This window comes from Paenarthrobacter sp., from assembly GCF_031180005.1.
Lineage (GTDB): Bacteria > Actinomycetota > Actinomycetes > Actinomycetales > Micrococcaceae > Arthrobacter.
The window spans coordinates 38,324-52,479 of the sequence record NZ_JAPSHI010000020.1 but is presented as its reverse complement, the minus strand read 5'-3'; the positions used below and the strand labels follow the sequence as shown (position 1 = coordinate 52,479).

The 14,156-nt window shown below is 61.3% G+C and carries 16 protein-coding genes; 13 read left to right on the top strand and 3 right to left on the bottom strand.

Annotated elements, in window-relative coordinates:
- Nucleotides 1-3 precede the first annotated feature (3 nt).
- Nucleotides 4-513, bottom strand: coding sequence for a DUF3515 family protein (locus tag RIF72_RS14775; protein WP_309075594.1), 510 nt, complete (start codon nucleotides 511-513; stop codon nucleotides 4-6).
- Between the two features lie 184 nt (nucleotides 514-697).
- Between RIF72_RS14775 and thiL the strand changes: the two genes are divergently transcribed.
- The 4 genes from thiL to rsmD are packed head-to-tail and all read left to right on the top strand — an operon-like array spanning nucleotide 698 to nucleotide 5,643.
- Nucleotides 698-1,696 carry a thiamine-phosphate kinase gene (thiL, locus tag RIF72_RS14770; RefSeq protein WP_309075593.1) on the top strand — a complete coding sequence of 333 codons (999 nt, stop codon included), beginning with the start codon at nucleotides 698-700 and terminating at the stop codon, nucleotides 1,694-1,696.
- A 22-nt stretch (nucleotides 1,697-1,718) separates the two neighbouring features.
- Nucleotides 1,719-2,798 (top strand): DAK2 domain-containing protein, encoded by a 1,080-nt coding sequence (locus RIF72_RS14765; protein WP_309075592.1) that lies wholly within the window; start codon nucleotides 1,719-1,721, stop codon nucleotides 2,796-2,798.
- Nucleotides 2,788-5,043 (top strand): ATP-dependent DNA helicase RecG, encoded by a 2,256-nt coding sequence (locus RIF72_RS14760; protein ID WP_309075591.1) that lies wholly within the window; start codon nucleotides 2,788-2,790, stop codon nucleotides 5,041-5,043. Before RIF72_RS14765 ends, RIF72_RS14760 begins: the two co-directional genes overlap by 11 nt.
- 6 nt (nucleotides 5,044-5,049) lie before the next feature.
- Nucleotides 5,050-5,643, top strand: coding sequence for a 16S rRNA (guanine(966)-N(2))-methyltransferase RsmD (gene rsmD, locus RIF72_RS14755; RefSeq protein ID WP_309075590.1), 594 nt, complete (start codon nucleotides 5,050-5,052; stop codon nucleotides 5,641-5,643).
- A 12-nt stretch (nucleotides 5,644-5,655) separates the two neighbouring features.
- Here the strand turns inward: rsmD and RIF72_RS14750 are convergent, their stop codons facing one another.
- Both RIF72_RS14750 and RIF72_RS14745 read right to left on the bottom strand, forming a co-directional pair.
- Nucleotides 5,656-6,315 (bottom strand): fused MFS/spermidine synthase, encoded by a 660-nt coding sequence (locus RIF72_RS14750; protein ID WP_309075589.1) that lies wholly within the window; start codon nucleotides 6,313-6,315, stop codon nucleotides 5,656-5,658.
- 131 nt (nucleotides 6,316-6,446) lie between these two features.
- The gene (locus RIF72_RS14745) at nucleotides 6,447-7,670 is read right to left on the bottom strand and encodes an aminotransferase class I/II-fold pyridoxal phosphate-dependent enzyme (protein WP_309075616.1); all 1,224 of its coding nucleotides are present in this window, start codon (nucleotides 7,668-7,670) and stop codon (nucleotides 6,447-6,449) included.
- Between the two features lie 77 nt (nucleotides 7,671-7,747).
- Here RIF72_RS14745 and coaD point away from each other — a divergent pair, with 77 nt between their 5' ends.
- The 9 genes from coaD to RIF72_RS14700 all read left to right on the top strand — a co-directional run bounded on the left by coaD (nucleotide 7,748) and on the right by RIF72_RS14700 (nucleotide 14,146).
- A complete protein-coding gene (coaD, locus tag RIF72_RS14740; RefSeq protein WP_309075588.1) occupies nucleotides 7,748-8,248 on the top strand; it encodes a pantetheine-phosphate adenylyltransferase in 501 nt (166 codons plus the stop codon).
- Nucleotides 8,249-8,413: 165 nt separating this feature from the next.
- On the top strand, nucleotides 8,414-8,941 hold the full coding sequence (locus RIF72_RS14735) for a DUF177 domain-containing protein (RefSeq protein WP_309075587.1): 528 nt from the start codon (nucleotides 8,414-8,416) through the stop codon (nucleotides 8,939-8,941).
- 33 nt (nucleotides 8,942-8,974) lie between these two features.
- Nucleotides 8,975-9,178 (top strand): 50S ribosomal protein L32, encoded by a 204-nt coding sequence (rpmF, locus tag RIF72_RS14730; RefSeq protein WP_011775139.1) that lies wholly within the window; start codon nucleotides 8,975-8,977, stop codon nucleotides 9,176-9,178.
- Nucleotides 9,179-9,201: 23 nt separating this feature from the next.
- Complete coding sequence (gene rnc, locus RIF72_RS14725; protein ID WP_017199629.1) at nucleotides 9,202-9,912, top strand: ribonuclease III; 711 nt, start codon at nucleotides 9,202-9,204, stop codon at nucleotides 9,910-9,912.
- 6 nt (nucleotides 9,913-9,918) lie between these two features.
- Complete coding sequence (mutM, locus tag RIF72_RS14720; protein WP_309075586.1) at nucleotides 9,919-10,899, top strand: bifunctional DNA-formamidopyrimidine glycosylase/DNA-(apurinic or apyrimidinic site) lyase; 981 nt, start codon at nucleotides 9,919-9,921, stop codon at nucleotides 10,897-10,899.
- A 46-nt stretch (nucleotides 10,900-10,945) separates the two neighbouring features.
- Nucleotides 10,946-11,083, top strand: coding sequence for a hypothetical protein (locus RIF72_RS14715; RefSeq protein ID WP_309075585.1), 138 nt, complete (start codon nucleotides 10,946-10,948; stop codon nucleotides 11,081-11,083).
- Nucleotides 11,080-11,808 carry a hypothetical protein gene (locus tag RIF72_RS14710; RefSeq protein WP_309075584.1) on the top strand — a complete coding sequence of 243 codons (729 nt, stop codon included), beginning with the start codon at nucleotides 11,080-11,082 and terminating at the stop codon, nucleotides 11,806-11,808. Before RIF72_RS14715 ends, RIF72_RS14710 begins: the two co-directional genes overlap by 4 nt.
- 80 nt (nucleotides 11,809-11,888) lie before the next feature.
- The gene (locus tag RIF72_RS14705) at nucleotides 11,889-13,121 is read left to right on the top strand and encodes an MFS transporter (RefSeq protein ID WP_309075615.1); all 1,233 of its coding nucleotides are present in this window, start codon (nucleotides 11,889-11,891) and stop codon (nucleotides 13,119-13,121) included.
- Entirely contained in the window at nucleotides 13,118-14,146 is a 1,029-nt protein-coding gene (locus RIF72_RS14700; RefSeq protein WP_309075583.1) for a hypothetical protein, read from the top strand. Before RIF72_RS14705 ends, RIF72_RS14700 begins: the two co-directional genes overlap by 4 nt.
- Nucleotides 14,147-14,156: the final 10 nt, after the last annotated feature.

Below are 14,156 nucleotides of genomic sequence, written 5' to 3'. Positions count from 1 at the left end.
GCACTACTGCGCGGAGGGCAGATTTTGCAGGTCTTCCTGGCCCACGCACTTTCCGGTTGCCTTGATCTTGCCAACCGCGGCCGCCAACTCAGTCAGGACAGTTGCTGAACTGATGTTTGCCGCCTCCAGCTTGACCGGATCTATCAAGATCTCAGTGGCTGGTTCGCGGCCGAACGTGGTCAAGGTGTAAACGGGATCGCCTTCCTTGATGACCCAGTCGATGTCGTTGACGCTCACGCAACGGTCCGTCGTAGGTCCGGGAACGTTCACTCCGCATCGGAGGATGACCTGCGAAGGATCGCCCCAGGCAGCTGTCGCCTGGCTGTTGGTTTTGCGGAGGGCCGCATCGCCGATCCGGTCCGGCAGAGCCACCATCATTGGTGCGCAGGCAGGATTTGCTGCGTCGGCGGCCGCTGTGACGTCCACGGCGGGCGCACAGGCTGTCAGAGCGGTGACGGACGCGGAGGCCAAAGCGATGGCCAGAGCGGTCCGGGGAAGGGTCTTTCGGTGCATTTATCCAGCCTATCCCGCAAGCACCGGCAGGCAGATTTGCGTAGCCCGGGTCACATCCCTGCGGAACTGCCGTCCGGAGCGCCCGCATTATTCTGTCGGTGGATCGCGATAGCGTAGAGCGGTGCCATGAGAAGACGCGGGCGCCGTGCCAAGAGAAGAGTTGACAGCAGTGCCAGAAGAACCGTTGACCGTCCAAGACCTTTCGGAGTCCGAGCTCCTCGCGCGGATTTTTCCGCGCCTGCACCATAGCCCCGGCGTCCTGCTGGGACCCGGTGACGACGCCGCCCTGATAGCAGCGCCGGATGGCAGGGCGCTCATCTCCATCGACACCCAAACGCAGGACCAGGACTTCAGGCTTGAGTGGCGTAACGGCTACCGGACCACCGGATACGACGTCGGCTGGAAGGCTGCAGCGCAAAACCTCAGCGACATCAACGCTATGGGCGGCAGTGCCACGAGTCTCGTGGTAAGCCTCACCATGCCCACGGAAACGCCCGTCGAATGGGTTGAAGCGTTTGCTGACGGGCTCACTGCGGCAATTGTTGGCCTGGGTGCTTCGGATTGCTCGGTGGCCGGCGGAGACCTTGGAAGGGGCCGCGAATTGGCGGTGACCGTCGCCGTCGTCGGAACGCTTGCAGGTGTCGCACCGGTGTTACGGTCCGGTGCCAAGCCCGGTGATGTCGTGGCGGTTTCAGGGACGTTGGGAAGGGCAGCTGCGGGCTGGGCTCTACTGGAAAGCGACATTCCGTTCGACAAGCTGCCTCCGGAGCTGCGGAGCTTGATGGACAACCAATGCCGGCCAATACCACCACTGGCCGCGGGACCACTGGCTGCGCGTACGGGTGCTACAGCCATGATGGACATTTCCGACGGCCTGCTGCGCGATGGCGGCCGCCTGGCCGGGGCGAGCAATGTGGTTCTTGATTTTGATCCCGTTGCTTTGAAGACTCACGCAGCCTCTTTGGAACCAGCAGCTGCGCTTCTGGGAGGAGAAGCCATGCGGTGGGTGCTTGGCGGGGGAGAAGACCACGGGTTGCTTGCTACGTTCCCAGCAGGAATTCAGCTGCCGCAGGGCTTCACTGCGATAGGCTCGGTGCAAGCCGTTGTCGAGCCGCCAGGCAGTGGCGTCCGGGTTGCCGGGCAAACTGCTGACACCGTTGGATGGGATCACTTTGCAGACTAAGATCGCCGCGAATGCACACGCCATGAAACGTTGGCTCGGCAAGGCGGAGGTGGTCCTCGGCAACCACAGCGACCGTCTCAATGCGATCAACGTCTTCCCTGTAGCGGACGGCGATACCGGAACGAACCTTTACCTCACCGTTCGGGCAGCGGTCGCTGCCCTGGGCGGAACTGCGCCTGACTCCAGTGAAAACGGCAACGACGTCGGCGCGGTACTGTCCCGTGCCGGACAGGCTGCAATGGAGCAAGCCCGAGGCAATTCGGGCACACTCTTTGCAGTGTTCCTGTGCGCCGCTGCAGAGCCCTTGGCCGGAAAAACCCGCCTCAGCGCACCCTTGCTTGCCACTGCGTTGAACAGGGCACAGATCCGTGCCTGGTCTGCCCTGAGTGAACCTGTGGCGGGCACCATGCTTTCGGTATTGGAAGCGGCCGCTCATGCCGCTGAGGCCGCGGACGCATCCCAAAATGGCGACGACAGTAACCATGCATTGGGCCTCTCGCTCGACGCTGTGGTGGAGGCCGCCTACCAAGCCGTCATCCGGACAGAGGATGAACTGGCACAACTCCATGAAGCACACGTTGTGGATGCAGGGGGTGTGGGGATGTTGCTGGTACTGGATTGCCTCCGGGCCGCGGTCCTCGGTGAGGAACTCCAGGAGGAATTGCTTGATGGACTCCACGGCTACAAATTGCAGGATCCCCACATCCATGAGCACATGCCGGCCGACGACGGCGTGGAAGTCATGTGCACCATCAATCTCTCGCCCTTGAATGCGGCCATCCTTCGGCAACGCCTGGACGAGATGGGCGATTCCGTCATCATGAGCCAAGTAGGCGGTGCACAGGGCGCTGATGATGACGACGACGAATCCACTGTGGAAATCAGCTACCGGTGGCGCGTTCATGTGCACGTCGCCGACCCGGAGCCGGCCGTCGCATTCATTCGTTCGCTGGGAGAACCCACCGATATAGCCGTAAGCCAGCTGGCAATACCCCGTGATGACGGGCAGCACCCGGCCGACACACAAGAACCGGCCGGCAGCGGATCAACCAGCATCAAAGAAGCTTTCAATTCCTCAGGCCAGTCACGGCATGAATACTGAACTGGAGCTGCCCCTCGAACGCAGGATTGGCAAACGGTCCGCGGCTGTCATAGACAAGCACTTGGGCCTAAAAACTGCCGGTGCCTTACTGAACTACTTTCCTCGCAGATACTTGAACCGCGGTGAGTTAACACCCATCAGCAAGCTCCCGCTGGATGAAGAGGTCACGCTGATTGCCCGGGTGCTGTCCAACAGCACCCGCCAGATGAGGGCCCGCCGTGGTTCGATCACGGATGTGGTGGTGACGGATGAGGCTGGTGGCAGCGGTGTTCCAGGTACGTTGAAGGTCAGCTTCTTCAACGGGTTCCGGGCAAAGGCAGAACTCCTTGCTGGCCGTCGGGCCATGTTTTCAGGCAAGGTGACCCGCTACGGCGGAGCCCTCGGCTTGACCAACCCCGACTTCCTTCTGCTCGACGAGGATCCGGAAGCCGAGGGTTCCGTGGATCCCGAAAAGCTCGCAGCAATGCCCATCCCCATTTATCCGGCGACGGCCAAGCTGACCAGTTGGTCCATCCACAAAGTGATCACTGCCCTGCTCCAAACCATGGACCTTGATTCCTTGGAAGATCCCCTGCCGGCAAGCATCGTCCGAAGGGACGGGCTGCTCAGTGTCGCTGAGGCCTACCACTTGATCCATTCGCCCGGGATTGCCAAGGACTGGCAACGGGCCCAGGAACGTTTTAGGTATCAGGAAGCCCTGGTGCTTCAAACCGCCCTGGCACGCCGGCGGGCACAGCTGGCTGCAGAAGAAACCACTGCGCGCCGTCCCCGCGTGGGAGGTTTGCTCACTAAATTCGATCAAAATTTGCCCTTTACCCTGACTGCCGGCCAATCCGCCGTCGGAAAGACGCTGGCTGAAGAGCTCGGTCGCGACACTCCCATGAACCGGCTGCTGCAAGGTGAAGTGGGCTCGGGAAAGACGATCGTCGCCCTGCGGGCCATGTTGCAGGTAGTGGACGCAGGCGGCCAGGCAGCGCTCCTTGCGCCCACGGAGGTCCTGGCGGCCCAGCATTTCCACTCCATCCGCAAGACGTTGGGTGCCTTGGCTGGTGACCACATCTTCGGCGGTGCCGGAATGCTTGGCGGCGACTCCTCCCAGGCAGCCGTCCAAGTGACGCTCCTGACCGGTTCCATGCCCACCGCGGCGCGCAAACAAGCAATGCTTGACGCGGCCTCCGGAAATGCGGGAATTGTCATTGGCACTCACGCTTTGCTGAGCGACAAAACCAGCTTTCAAGACCTCGGGTTGATCGTGGTGGATGAGCAACATCGCTTTGGTGTGGAGCAGCGCGATGCCCTCCGGGCCAAGGCACAGCGGCCTCCACATTTGCTGGTCATGACAGCCACGCCGATTCCCCGCACGGTGGCCATGACCGTATTCGGTGACCTTGAGACCTCCATCCTGGATGAACTTCCAGCCGGGCGTGCGCCAATTTCCACTCACGTAGTGGGGCTCGCGGAGAATCCCGGCTGGGTAGATCGCATTTGGAAGCGTTCCCGCGAAGAAGTCGATTCGGGTCATCAGGTGTACGTGGTGTGCCCCAAGATTGGCTCGGATGACGACGGTGACTTCAGTCCAGGCGAAGCAGAACCCAGCGATGCCGACCTCGCGGATGAGGGACCGGCGCGGGAACTCGCCTCAGTGACAGCCGTCGTCGAAAGCCTCCTGCAGGAGCCGGCCCTGGCTGGCGTCCCGGTGGCCCCGCTCCATGGACGGCAGGATCCGCAGGTGAAGTCAGAGACGATGGCTTCGTTCGCCTCCAACAACACCAAAGTGCTGGTGTCGACCACCGTCATTGAGGTGGGCGTCGATGTCCACAACGCCACCCTCATGGTGATTCTTGACGCCGACCGCTTTGGCATCTCACAGCTCCACCAGTTGCGTGGGCGGGTGGGCCGTGGAGGGTTGCCCGGCACTTGCCTGCTTGTAACCACGTTGGAACCCGGACATCCGAGTCGCCGCCGGCTTGATGCCGTTGCTTCAACGACTGACGGCTTTGAGCTGTCCCAGGAAGACTTGAAACTCCGCCGGGAAGGCGACATTCTTGGTGCTTCGCAATCGGGCGGACGCTCCACCTTGAAGTTGCTCCGTGTACTTGAACACGAAGACATCATTGCCCGCGCACGTACCGATGCCCAAGGCCTGGTGTCGGAAGATCCTGCCCTGCAACGACAGCCGGCACTTGCCGCCGCAATAGATGACTATTTGAACCCGGAGAAGGAGGCGTTCCTTGAACGCGGTTAGAGATCCATGGAAGCGCGCTCATGGGGAATCCCTGTGAGCCGGATCATCGCCGGAGTTGGTGGAGGGAACCCGCTGGCCAGCGTCCCCGGAACGGCCACGCGTCCCACCACGGACAGGGTCAAGGAGGCGCTCTTTTCCCGTTTGGAATCCTTGGCAGTCATTGACGATGCCCGGGTCCTGGACCTTTATGCAGGCTCTGGATCCTTGGGCATCGAAAGTGCCAGCCGAGGGGCCCGGACTGTGGATCTGGTGGAGTTTGATGCGAAGGCAAGCGACGTCTGCCAGCGCAATGCGGATCTGGTGAACCAACTACTGGGCGGGAAAAGGGTCTCAGTCCATCGTTCCAAGGTGGAGTCATTCCTGGAGCGTGCGGGTGACACGGACATGTGGGATCTCGTCTTCCTTGATCCGCCATACCCCTTGGACGAGCCTGCCTTGAGTGCTGTACTGGCAAAGTTGGGGCCGCATTTGGACGATGCGGCCGTTGTTGTGGTGGAGCGGAGTTCGCGGAGCCCTGAGCCTGAGTGGCCCGACGCCTTGGAATGTTTCGCCGACAAGAAATATGGCGAGACCAAGTTGTGGTTCGCTGAGCCGGCCTAACGGACCGTCTCGTTAGCCCGTGATCCTGTCCAGGTCTACACCGGTGAGGACGGTGGCGGGGTGGGGGCCACGCGCCAGCAGTTGCGCCGTCCAGTCCGGGGACCACGGCTTGCATGTGCCTACCAAAACGATGTTGCCCGGGTAGCGGCCAGCGAACATTCCCGTCTCAGCGAAGGCGGCGACGTCCGGCATCGCCTGGCGCAGCGCGGCCACTTGACTACGGACGAGCGTCAGCGCAGGTTCGTCACCCACATTGACGATCAACACCCCTTCCGGCCGAAGCCTGCCTGCGGCTTCCTCGTAGAATTCCCGGCAGGCAATATGGGCAGGGGCCTCCGGCCCGGAGAAGATATCAAGAATTACGACGTCGAACATCACGTGCGCGGGGAGCTCCGCCAGTGCGTCGCGGGCGTCGCCGATGTGGGTGGTCATCGTGGTGCCTTCAGGCATGGGCAGCTTCTGAAGTACGAAGTCCAAAAGCTCACGCTCAAGCTCAACTGCGTATTGCTCTGAGCCCGGACGGGTGGCTTGGATATATCGAGCCAGGGTGAGGGCACCGGCGCCCAGATGCAGGGCGCTGATGGGGTTTCCGGGTTCTGCAGCCAAATCCACCACGTGCCCGATTCTGCGGAGGTACTCATAGAAGATCTCCGAGGGATGGGCCAGGTTCACGTGCGATTGTTCGGCCCCGCCAATACTAAGGACGAAGCCGCCTTCAACGAGGGTGTCTTTCTCGATAGTGGCGTGTTGTCCTGTTGTTCGTAGGAAGCGTGTTGCCTGGTGCTGGCCGGAGCCCTTGGCGTTCAGAGCCGATCCTTCAAGGTGGCAAGGCGTTCGGCCGCTTCCTGCAGGACGTCGGTCTTCTTGCAGAACGCGAAACGCAGCAGGCTTCGCATACGCTCGGCTCCTTCCGGATGGCAGAAGACCGGGACGGGGATAGCTGCCACGCCTACGAGCCCTGGCAGTCGCCTTGCGAGGTCAACGGAGTCGCGGATCCCCAGCGGTGCCGTGTCCACGTTGATGAAGTAGGTGCCGCTTGGGTTGTAAACGCCGAAGCCGGCGGCCCGGAGGCCTTGTGCGAGGATGTCTCGTTTGTGGCGCAGTTGATCGGCGATGCCTTTATAGAACTCATCGGGAAGGCCAAGGCCCACTGCGATGGCGTTCTGGAAGGGGGTGCCTGAACTGTAGGTCAGGAACTGCTTCACCGTGCGCACTGCCGCCACCAAATGTGCCGGACCGCTGAGCCAGCCGATTTTCCAGCCGGTGAAGGAAAACGTCTTTCCGGCGGATGAAATGGTGATGGTACGTTCGGCGGCGCCGGGCAGCGACGTAATGGGTATGTGGGGTACGCCGAAGGTGAGGTGCTCGTAGACTTCGTCGCTGACGATGATCGCGCCGTACTTTGCAGCCAGTTCCACAATCGTGGACAAGACGGACTCCGGAAAGACGGCACCCGTGGGGTTGTGCGGGTTGTTCAGGAGGACAACCCTGGTGCGGTTGCTGAAGGAGTTTTCCAACATCGCGAGGTCGGGAAGGAAGTCCGGGGCCAGCAGGGGAGCGGTGACGTGTTTGGCTCCAGCCACGCCGATGATGGCCCCGTAGGAGTCGTAGAACGGTTCGAAGGTCAGGACTTCGTCGCCGGGCTGGATGAACGCGAGCAGTGTCGCTGCGATCGCTTCTGTTGCGCCCGTCGTGACGAGAACCTCGGTATCGGGGTCCGGGTTCAGCCCGTAAAAGCGTTGCTGGTGGGTGGCGATGGCTTCCCTCAACGCGGGAACGCCTTTACCGGGCGCATATTGGTTTGCTCCAGCGGCGATGGCAGACTGGGCTGCCGCTTTGATTTCCGCGGGCCCGTCTTCATCGGGAAAACCTTGGCCGAGGTTGATGGCACCAGTGGACAGTGCCAAGGTGGTCATTTCCTCGAAAATGGTCACGCCCAGCGTTCCTTCGGGGGAGAGCAGGTTGGCGCCCATGGCCGCCCGCTGCCATGGTGTTGCGTTGTTACCTGCGGTGGTGCCCGCGCTCATATCAAGGGAAGAATTGCTGCCTGCGGATGCCATGTCAGACATGGTATCCCGGCAAAGCCATGGGGTAGGTTCGTCTCATGAGACGCGCGGTATGCCCTGGATCCTTTGACCCTATCCATAATGGACATCTCGAAGTCATCGCCCGGGCCGCGGGCCTGTTCGACGAAGTCATCGTGGCCGTGTCCACCAACTACGCCAAGAAGTACAGGTTCAGCCTCGAGGACCGAATGGAGATGGCGCGGGAAACATTGGCCTCTTTGCGCGGCATCATCGTTGAGCCGATGGGTGAAGGGCTGCTGGCGGAGTATTGCCGCCACCGCGGTGTCTCAGCCATAGTCAAGGGCCTTCGTTCATCGTCGGACTTTGATTACGAGTTGCCGATGGCCACCATGAATCGCCAGTTGGCCGGCATCGAAACGGTCTTTCTGCCTGCGGAAGCGCATTACGTGCACCTTTCCTCGACGTTGATAAAAGAGGTCAACGTCCTCGGTGGAGACATCTCCGATTTCGTCCCCAAATCGGTGCTGAAGAGGCTCCTCGCTGGCGAGCCGCCAACGGAACCGCCGCGCAAGGGGTAGGCTTGTCGGGTACCTTGCGCCTTCGCGCAGAGTCCCCAAGCTGAAATCACCGCGCATTTACGCGCGCCCGGCGTCGGTTTGAGTCCTCAAGCGTGATCAGGCTAAGATGGTACGTCGGTCATATGTTCTACAGGAGTTCTCATTAAGCGAGATGCAAGTTCGCCCTTGGCGCTGGTAGTCAAGGACCTTGGACGCAGTCCAGGGACCATGCGGACACTCAACGAGCATGTACCTGCGCCAAGTGACCTTGGTGTGGCGCTCATTGGCGTAAAGGAAGGCTCGGAAATCGAGCTGGATCTTCGTCTTGAGGCCGTACACGAAGGAATTCTGGTATCCGGAACCGTAGTCGTCGAAGTAACCGGCGAATGCGGTCGATGCCTGGATCCCCTTGCGTATGACCTTGAGGTCAATGTGCAAGAACTTTTCTTCTATGAAGGCGTTGAGCTTTCAGGCGAAGAAGACGATGAAGAGCAACGTCGAGTCGAGTACGATCTAATCGATCTTGAGCCGGTGTTGCGGGACGCAGTTGTCACTATGCTGCCGTTCCAGCCGGTGTGCCGGGAAGACTGCCAGGGCCTGTGTTCCGAATGTGGAGCGCGCCTGGAAGACGAGCCGGGGCACCACCACGAGGTCATTGACCCTCGCTGGGCTGCCCTAGCTGATCTGGCTAAGACTGACCGGCAAACCGATTAGTAAGTGTTCGTCTAAGAGAGAAATGAGATAGCCGTGGCTGTTCCCAAGCGGAAAATGTCTCGCGCAAATACACGCGCCCGCCGTGCCCAGTGGAAGGCAACTGCCCCCAACTTGGTCAAGACCATCGAAAACGGTCAGGTTACCTACAGCCTGCCGCACCAGGCAAAGGTCGTCACTGACTCTGCCGGCACCGCGCTGTTCCTTGAATACAAGGGCCGCAAGGTCGCAGACGCCTAATCTGCCGTACAGGCTGACTAAGGATGTCTTCAACTGAAGAGCTTCTGAAGCGTCTCGGTGTCTCGATTGACACCGAGACGCTTCGTCTTGCTCTGACACATCGCTCATACGCGTATGAGAACGGCGGGATTCCCACCAACGAGCGCCTCGAGTTCCTTGGAGACTCCATCCTGGGATTTTCGGTGACCGATTCTCTTTACCGTGAGAACCCCTCGCTGCCGGAAGGTGAACTCGCAAAGCGACGCTCCGCCGTCGTTAGTACGCGCGCGCTGGCCGGGATTGGCCGGCAGATCGGCGTCGGGGAGTTCATCTACCTTGGGCAGGGCGAGAAGCTCACCGACGGTAAGAACAAGGCATCCATCCTGGCTGACACCATGGAAGCCCTGATCGGGGCTACCTATCTCTCGAACGATATCGAGACCGCACGTCAACTGGTCATGCGCCTGGTAGGCCCGCTCCTCAAGGATGCAGGCGCACTTGGGGCGGGTACTGACTGGAAGACGAGCATCCAGGAACTTACGGCCAGCCGGCAGCTGGGTGCCATCCACTATGCCGTGGAAGGTTCAGGGCCGGACCATGCCCGCACGTTCGAGGCAGTTCTGAACATCGGCGGAACTCCCTACGGTCGGGGCTCGGGCCACTCCAAGAAAGAAGCGGAACAGGAAGCCGCCGCTGATGCCTGGCGCGCTCTGACCGCCTTGGATCCCACTACTGCCGGTCCTGCTTCCTCTTGAAGCCAGATGCCTGAACTTCCCGAAGTAGAGGTAGTCCGCCGCGGCCTGGCCCGCTGGGTTCGTGGCCGGACTGTTACTGGCGTGGACGTCCTCGATCCGCGCTCCATCCGACGACACACACTGGGCACCGAAGATTTCATCGGAAATCTTGAGCAAGCCACTGTGATGGACGTCGTACGGCGGGGGAAATTCCTTTGGATGCCACTGGCCATGTCCGACTCGCCTGAAACTGATTCCGCAAAAGCATCGGACCTCAGCGAGGGTTTCCCGAAGGTGGCGCTGATGGCGCATCTGGGAATGAGCGGCCAGCTGCTGATGCAGGACCCTGAAGTATCGGATGAAAAGCACCTCAAAGTGAGGATCAGGCTCAGTCCCGTGGACGGTATGCCGGAGCAGCTGCGTTTCGTGGACCAAAGAATTTTCGGCGGCCTGTTCGTGACGTCCCTGGTGCCAACTGTCGACGGCGGACCGGGCGGCTTGGGCGAAACGCCCCTGCCGGAGATCGCAGAAGAAGCAGCGCACATTGCCAGGGATCCGCTTGACCCCTTTTTCTCGTTCGAAGCGTTTTACCGCAAGGTCAGGGGGCGGAAGACGGGACTGAAGCGGGCCCTGCTCGACCAGTCGGTTATTTCCGGCATCGGGAACATCTATGCCGACGAGGCCTTGTGGCGCGCCCGCCTCCATTACGCCAGGGCTACGGACGCGCTACGCCGGGCGGATGCTGAAAGGCTGGTGGATGCTGTGAAAGACGTCATGAACGCAGCCCTTGCCGCAGGAGGCACCAGTTTCGACTCGCTTTATGTTAATGTCAACGGCGATTCCGGGTACTTCGCCCGGTCGCTGAATGTCTACGGACGTGCTGGTGAATTGTGCGGCCGCTGCGAGGCGCTGGGCCTGCACAGCACCATTAAGCGGGAACAGTTTATGAACCGATCTTCCTACACCTGCCCTGTATGCCAACCGCGGCCTCGGAATGGACGTTGGTAGGCCCAAAACTGTTCCGGAATCCGGATCGCAATGGCAGACTGTCCCCATGAACAGCTTGGCGCTTCGAATCGCCATCGCAAAGATCAACGCCACCACAATGTGGGTGGCGTCAGTTCTATCCGCCGTCCTTCGTGAAAAGGCCCACCAACCTGTCGGCAGCCCAATCACCCCGGGCATGCCATGATGGCGCGGCGGTTGGTCATTGTGGGCATTTGCCTTGCTGTGCTGATCGCCGCCGGCGCCATAATTCTGGACCAGATGGCTGGGCAACCAGGGCCATCTGCCGCCCAAAGCACATCGTCGTCCGCTCCGAGCGCGGGCTCCAGCAATACCTCGTCCGGGGGAGCATCCCCTGGCGGTGCCGGAGATCCCACCGGCGATCCTCTGTCCGGCAGCCCGACGTCGGGGGCTGATGGCAATGATGACGGCAGCGCAGGCAACAGCGGTGAGGGTGATGCTGGCCAGTCCACTGCCAAGCCGCTTGAAGTCCTGCCTCCGGTGACGGCTACCCCCACAGGACTGCCTCAACCATCTGCCCCCGCGCCGCTGGTCACCGGGTTGCCCGAGCCCGGCAGCGCCGCCGGTGGAGTGGTTGACGGGTGGCCTGCCGACATCCTGACGTTGCCCGAAGGAACAACGATCGGTTCCACGTCAGTGTCGACGTCGGGAAATGTCCTACAAGTGGCTGCTGATGGCATCATTGCCAAGCCACAACCAGAGGTCTTGGCGTCCTTCCGTCAGTCGTTGGTTGCCCACGGGTTCTGGTCTGAGCCGGCGCCCGCCGCAGAGGGCGCACTAGCCGAACGATTCGTGCGAGGCACAGACACGGTCACGGTTTCAGTGTCGACGACTGGCACAGGCAACTCACGCTTCCAGCTGTTGGGCAGCCTGCACACGGCGGCGGACTAGGGGCAGCGATGTACATTTCACTCTCGGACCGTGGCAAACGGGACAAGCCGGAAGGAACACGAACGGCACTATCGAGCGAAGTGCCGTTCCGTTTGTCTCCGGTCATTCTGTGGCTGGGCATTGTCAGTATGGTGACCGATGTTTCCTCGGAATCGGTCACCGCGATCCTCCCGTTGTACGTGACAGGATTCCTGGGTCTGTCCACGATTGCCTTCGGGTTCATCGACGGTATCAACCAAGGCGCCAGTGCAATCGTCAGGATCGCCGCCGGCTGGGCTGCCGACCGCAGCGGACACCCCAAACGGATAGCGTTGGCCGGCTACGGCTTATCCATGCTTGCCAGGATCGGATTCCTTTTCGCGGGCGGGTTCTGGGCCATTGCGGCGATAGTGACCGGCGACAGGATCGGAAAGGGCATTCGCACGGCGCCGCGGGACGCCCTCATTTCAGTCTCAGCACAGCCCGAACATCTGGCTCGTTCGTTTGGCGTGCATCGCATGCTGGACAATATCGGCGCTGCAGCCGGGCCGTTGATCGCCTTTTTCGTGTTGTTGATGATTCCCAACGGTTTCAGCACGGTGTTCGTGGTGTCGCTGGCGTTCGCCGTGATCGGTGTTGCCGTCCTCGCCTTGGTTGTGCCTGATATCAAGGCACATGGCGTCAAAGGCACTGCGGAACGCGAAGGTCGCCGTCTTTTTGCTTTTTCCTGGTCGCACCTGAAGGAGCCAGGGCTGGGCAAGCTGTTGATCGCGGCCGGGTTGCTGGGCTTGGTGACCATTGGCGACGGTTTCATCTATCTGGTGCTGCAGGCGCGGGATTCCTTCGCTGTTCAATGGTTTCCGCTGTTGTTCGTAGGCACGAATGTGGTGTTCCTGGCGTTCGCCATCCCGTTCGGACGGCTGGCTGACCGGGTGGGAAAAATCCCGGTGTTCGTGGGTGGACATATCGCACTGCTGGCAACGTACCTCCTCGCGGCGGCACCCTTCGGAGGGCTGTGGGCCACCGTGGGTTGCCTGATCCTTCTGGGGGCGTTCTACGCAGCCACCGACGGTGTGTTGGCCGCATTGGCCAGCCAACTGACACCTCCGGGAAAACTCGCTACTGGCATCGCGTCCGCACAGACCGTAGTGGCGCTCACCCGGATGTTGGCATCGGCAGGTTTTGGTGTCCTCTGGTATGCGGTTGGTGCTCCGACGGCCATGATGGTGGCCGGTGGGTTGCTCGCTTGCGCTGTTGTGGCTGTGGCCTTCATCCTGCGTGGGGCACGGGTCGCAGCGTCCGGGGACTCGGATGACGCGAGCAACGAGGCATGAGCGGCGCGCTCACTGAAGGCAAGCTGCGGTGGGGCGCCCTCCTCGCCGTCACGGCACTGGTTTTGGTGGCGGCTGGTGTCTATGCGGTGGGGGCCTACCAGCGTTTCGAGGAAAGCCGCACAGCGGCCTCGTCCGTGGGCGTCACGGCCAGCCAGCCGCTTCCGGCAGGACCCTTTATCCTGTTTCGCAACACAGCATCGGGCCAAGGCTACGGAAACGCGGCCACTGTTCCGTTGGCATCTCCCGATGGGCCCCGGGCCGTCAGTGGGCAGGAATGCGACCGCGTTTACGGAACGCCGGAGAAGGTAGTGTGCCTGAAGACAAACCGGGGACTCGTGACGGCGTTTGAAGCTGCTGTCCTGGACCGCAACTGGGAGCAACAACGGGCATGGCCGGTTCCGGGAATACCCAGCAGGACCCGCATCAGCCCCGACGGATCCATGATTGCCACTACGGTGTTCGTCTCGGGCCACTCCTATGCCACGGCTGGTTTTTCCACCGCCACCGAGATCAGCCTTCCGGAAGGCACATCCGGGAACCTCGAGGACTTCGCCCTGATGGTGAACGGCGAGCGGCTTCTTGCCATGGACAGGAACATTTGGGGCGTGACGTTCGCTCCTGGCGAGAGCGATGTTTTCTACGCAACGGCCGCTTCCTCGGGGCGCACCTGGCTGGTTCGGGGGAGCCTGTCCGCGAAGACCCTGACTGCCATTCATGACAACGTCGAATGTCCGTCCATCTCGCCTGATGGCACGCGGATCGCGTTTAAGAAGAACGACGGCGGGGCGCTGGCCGCACACTGGAAGGTCGCGGTCCTTGAGCTCGCTACGGGAGAACAAACCGTGCTCTCCGAGAAGCGCAGCGTTGATGACCAGATCGAGTGGCTGGACAACCAGAACCTGCTCTATGGCTTGGCAGCCGAGGGCGGCAATGGTGACAGTAACATCTGGAAACTCGGAACGGACCCCACGTCCCAGCCAAGCTTGTTCATCGCCCACGGATGGTCGCCCAGCGTCGTCCGCTGATTGTTCTCCG